The organism is Planomonospora algeriensis (genome assembly GCF_977012225.1).
Genome location: NZ_CDRNDK010000484.1, coordinates 1 through 4,472 on the forward strand (window position 1 = coordinate 1; position 4,472 = coordinate 4,472).

At 72.0% G+C, this 4,472-nt stretch carries 4 protein-coding genes; 3 read left to right on the forward strand and 1 reads right to left on the reverse strand.

The annotated features are described in order from the left end of the window. Nucleotides 1-108: 108 nt before the first annotated feature. Nucleotides 109-1,377, reverse strand: coding sequence for a sugar ABC transporter substrate-binding protein (locus ACWJ6R_RS30795; protein WP_449065589.1), 1,269 nt, complete (start codon nucleotides 1,375-1,377; stop codon nucleotides 109-111). A 160-nt stretch (nucleotides 1,378-1,537) separates the two neighbouring features. Between ACWJ6R_RS30795 and ACWJ6R_RS30800 the strand changes: the two genes are divergently transcribed. From ACWJ6R_RS30800 to ACWJ6R_RS30810, 3 genes are all read left to right on the forward strand, one after another. Further along, a complete protein-coding gene (locus ACWJ6R_RS30800; protein ID WP_449065590.1) occupies nucleotides 1,538-2,581 on the forward strand; it encodes a LacI family DNA-binding transcriptional regulator in 1,044 nt (347 codons plus the stop codon). Between the two features lie 190 nt (nucleotides 2,582-2,771). Further along, nucleotides 2,772-2,969 carry a CsbD family protein gene (locus ACWJ6R_RS30805; RefSeq protein ID WP_068893930.1) on the forward strand — a complete coding sequence of 66 codons (198 nt, stop codon included), beginning with the start codon at nucleotides 2,772-2,774 and terminating at the stop codon, nucleotides 2,967-2,969. 336 nt (nucleotides 2,970-3,305) lie between these two features. Further along, nucleotides 3,306-4,472: cytidylyltransferase domain-containing protein (locus tag ACWJ6R_RS30810; protein ID WP_449065591.1), on the forward strand; the 1,167-nt coding region annotated here is incomplete at its 3' end.

Sequence of the window (4,472 nt, forward strand, 5' to 3'; positions counted from 1 at the left end):
GGCGGCCCGCCGGCGCCGTCCGGGGAGGTGCCCGGGGAGGTGCGCACGGTGGTGTCCCCCGGACCGGGAAGGCGCGGGCGCCCTCCCCGGTCCGGGTCTGCCGGGTGCTCACGGCTTGAGCTGCTCGTTGATCGCCTTGGCGGCGGCCTCGACCGCCGGGGGCACCGGGTCGCCCTTCACCGCGGCGTGGATGAGCGTGTTGAACGGCACCCAGATGGCCACCATCTGCGGGATCGCGGGCAGCGGCGTGCCGTGCTCCGCGGCGGCCTGGAACTTGGTGACGTCGGGGTCCTTGGCGGCGGCGTACTCCAGGGCCGGCTTCAGGGCGGGCATGCGCGGCTCGGCGTCGAACAGGGCCTGCGCGACCTCGGCCGAGGCCAGGGTGCCGGTGACGAACTCCTGCGCGAGCGCCTTGTTCTTGCCCTTGCTCGCCACGAAGAAGGACTGCACGCTCACGAACGGCCGGGCGGGATCGGCGCCCTTGAAGCCGGGCACCGGTGTGACGTCGTACTTCACCCCCGCCTTGCGCACGTCGGCCAGCCGCCACGGTCCGGCGACCATGAACGCGGTCTTGCCCTCGTTGAAGCTCGCGGCGGCGTTGTCGGAGGTGAAGGAGCGCTTGAGCGCGCCGTCGCCCTTCTCGCCGAGCCCGGCGATCCGCTCGAACGCGGCGACCGACTCCTTCGTGCCCACCCCGAGGTCGGACGGGTCGGGATCGCCGTTCGCCTTCGTGCCGAACAGGTGGCCGCCGGCCGAGGTGTAGAGGGGGTAGAGGTGGTAGGTGTCACCCGACTGGCCGTTCTGCTGGCTGACCGGATAGGCGACGATCTCCTCGGCCTTCCCTGCCGCCTTGAGCTTCTTGCCGGCGGCGACCAGCTCCTCGAAGGTCGCGGGCGCCTCCGGCGCCAGCTCGGTGTTGCGGAACAGCGCCAGGTTCTCCACCGCGTACGGCACGCCGTACACCTGCCCGTCGTAGGTGACGGACCTGCGGGCCACATCCACGTACCCCGAGAGCTGCTCCTCCGTCATCTGGATCGGGTCGATGAGGCCGTTCTGGACGAGGTTGCCGATCCAGTCGTGGGCGCCGACGATCACGTCGGGGCCCTTGCCCGCCTGGGAGGCCGTGGTGAAGGTCTGCTGCTGCTCCTGGGCGACGACGACGACCTCGGCCTTGATCCCGTTCTCCTCGGCGAACGCCTCGGCGAACGGCTTGAGGGTGTCCGAGCGCATCTGGTCGGCCCAGATGAGCAGGGTGGCGTCGGCCGGGGCGGAGGGGGCGGCGGCGGGCCGCCCGCCCTCCTCGCTCCCGCTTGCGCAGGCGGCGAGGGTGAGGCCGAGCACGAGGGCCCCGGCGAGGGCGCGGGTGGATCTGAGCACGGTCGGGCTCCAGGTGAGGGGGAGGTTTCCAGGGGGTGCACCGCGATGTGCGCCGAAGTTAACAGCGGGGCGATCCGGCCTGGAATGCTTTGCAGCAGATTGCTGCAAAGTTTCAGAAACTCTTGCGATGTTTCAGCGGGGTGACCCACAATCGGCGACCATGGCGGCACGACTGGATGAGATCGCCCGGCAGGCCGGGGTGAGCAAGGCGACCGTCTCCCGGGTGCTCAACGAGCGTCCCGGGGTCAGCCCGAGGGCGCGGGGCGCCGTGCTCACCGCGATGGACGTGCTCGGCTACGAGCGCCCCAGCGGGCTGCGGCCGCGCAGCGCCGGGCTCGTCGGGCTGATAACCGCCGAACTGCAGAACCCGGTCTTCCCCTTCTTCGCCCAGGTCATCGAGACGGCGCTGGCCCGCCACGGGTACACCGCCGTACTGTGCACCCAGACGCCCGAGGGCGCGGGCGAGGACGAGTACGTCGGGATGCTGCTCGACCGCGGCGTCTCCGGCATCGTGTTCGTCTCCGGCCTGCACGCCGACAGCACCATCGACCTGAAGCGCTACCACGACCTGCGGCGCCAGGGGCTGCCCATCGTGCTCGTCAACGGCGTCGTCCCCGACCTGGGCGTGACCTGCCTGTCGTGCGACGACGTCGCGGCGGGCCGTACCGCCGTCCGGCACCTGGCCGAGCTGGGCCACCGCCGCATCGGGTTCGTCAACGGCCCGCTGCGCTACACCACCGTCCAGCGCCGCCTGGCGGGATTCCGGTCCGCGCTGCGCGAGCTGGGCGGAGACGACGCCGACGGCATGGTGGAACTGGCGCCCTTCGGCGTCGAGGGCGGCCAGAGCGCCGCCTCCCGGCTGGTGGAGCGGGGCGCCACCGCGCTGGTCTGCGGCAGCGACCTGATGGCGCTGGGCGCGGTCCGCGCCGTACGGCGGCTCGGGCTGCGGGTGCCGGACGACGTCTCGGTCGTGGGCGCCGACGACTCCTCCCTGATGCCCTTCACCGACCCGCCGCTCACCACGGTCCGCCAGCCCGTCCAGGGCATGGGCGTGGCGGCCGTCCGCGCGCTCCTGGAGGAGATCAAGGGCCGCCCGACCAAGGCCGCGGAGTACCTCTTCGAACCCGAGCTCGTGGTCCGCGCCTCGACTGGGGCCCGGCCCGCTCCCGCGCACCGGGACGGGGACAGGGGATCGGCGGGGTGAATTCCGGCCGCGGGGACGACTCGCCGCCCTTTTCCCTGGATTCGGTCGGCGCTTCCCCTCGGGGCGGGCAATCGGTCATATGCGAGCGGTGTTCCTCGCCCTAAAGATCCCTAGATCACGATTAGTACCGCGATTGTCCGGTTATGACTTCCACCGACAACCTGTCATTCTCAACGGGGGAAGGCACGAAATGACTAACTTCGATCAGATGCGGGGCAAGGCCAAGGAGGCCGCCGGCAAGATGACCGGCAACGACAGCATGGCCAACAAGGGCCGCGCCGAGCAGTCCAAGGGCAAGGCGAAGGAGACCGCCAAGAAGGCCAAGGAGACCGCTCGCGAGACCGCGCGGGACGTCGCCGACCGCGCGCGGGACAGCTACAACCAGTAGGAACCCGCGTCGGATCACCGGCGCCGCGGACCGGCTCCACGCCGGCCGCGGCGCCTTTCCGCATTCTCCAGCATTTCACCGGACCGTTCCCCCATCGAATTCCCCGCGCACTCGCCTTCCATAATCCCCCTTTTCCGGATAAATCGGAAATTTCGTTTCTTGAAGGGGGCTTCTCCGTCCGGGCCGCCCTCCCCGGCGGGATCCTCGCCGTCCGGAAAGTTAAGGCGGGCGACTCTGGACGTTCAGCTCAGACACCCCTTACCGGTCGCACCCGTGGCTAGCGTTCCGAAAAGACCCCGGCTCAGGGGTGCTTGTCGGAAGGTAAGAGGAGTCACCGTGCGAGTCCTGGCCGTCATCCCCGCCCGTGGAGGTTCGGCGGGCGTGCCGCTGAAGAACCTGGCCCCCGTGGGCGGCACCCCGCTGGTCGCCCGCGCGGTGCGGGCCTGCGTCCGGGCCGAGCTCGTCGACCGGGTCGTGGTCAGCACCGACCATCCGGGGATCGCCGAGGCCGCCCGCACCGCCGGGGCGGAGGTCGTCGACCGGCCCGACGAGCTGAGCGGTGCGGAGGCCGGCAGCGAGTCGGCCGTGCTGCACGCGCTCGACCGGCTGCCCGAGACCCCCGAGGTGGTCCTCCTCGTCCAGTGCACCAGCGCGTTCATCGACCCGGCCGACCTGGACGGCGCGATCGCGAAGGTCCTCGGCGGCGAGGCCGACGTGGTCTTCTCCGGGCTGGAGACGCACGAGTTCCTGTGGGACGCCGCGGGCGCCGGGGTGAACCACGACCCGTCGTTCCGCCCGCGCCGGCAGGACCGCGAACCGCACTACCGCGAGACCGGCGCGTTCTACGTGATGCGCGCCGGCGGCCTGCGCGAGCACGGGCACCGCTTCTTCGGCCGGGTCGCCGTGCAGCCGGTGCCGCCGCGGCACGCCGTCGAGGTGGACACCCCCGAGGACCTGGAGATCGTCCGGGCACTGGCCCCCCTCACCGACCTGCCCGAGCCGATCGACGTGGACGCGGTGATCACCGACTTCGACGGGGTGCACACCGACGACCGCGCCTACGTCGGCGAGGACGGCCGCGAGACGGTCGCGGTGAGCCGCTCCGACGGCATGGGCGTCTCCCTGCTGCGCCGGTCGGGCGTCAAGATCATGATCATGTCCACCGAGCGGAACCCGGTGGTCTCGGCCCGCGCCCGCAAGCTCGGCGTCCCCGTCCTGCAGGGCCTGGCCGACAAGCGCACCGTGCTGCGCGACTGGCTGGCCATCGAGGGCCTGGACCCGGCGCGCGTCGCCTACGTCGGCAACGACGTCAACGACCTGGGCCCGATGAGCGACGTCGGCTGGCCCGTCGCGGTCCCCGACGCCCACCCGAGGGTGCGCGCCGCGGCGCGGGTCGTGCTCACCCGGCCGGGCGGGGCGGGAGCCGGTACGGGAGCTGTGGCGACCGGGTGCTGGCGGCCCGGTCCCGAGGGCGCGGCCTCCCCGGTCCCCGCCACCGCCCCG

What these genes read in the sequence shown, in the direction of transcription:
- ACWJ6R_RS30805 (WP_068893930.1), top strand. Translation starts at nt 2,772, where the DNA reads ATGACTAACTTCGATCAGATGCGGGGCAAGGCCAAGGAGGCCGCCGGC.
- ACWJ6R_RS30800 (WP_449065590.1), top strand. Translation starts at nt 1,538, where the DNA reads ATGGCGGCACGACTGGATGAGATCGCCCGGCAGGCCGGGGTGAGCAAG.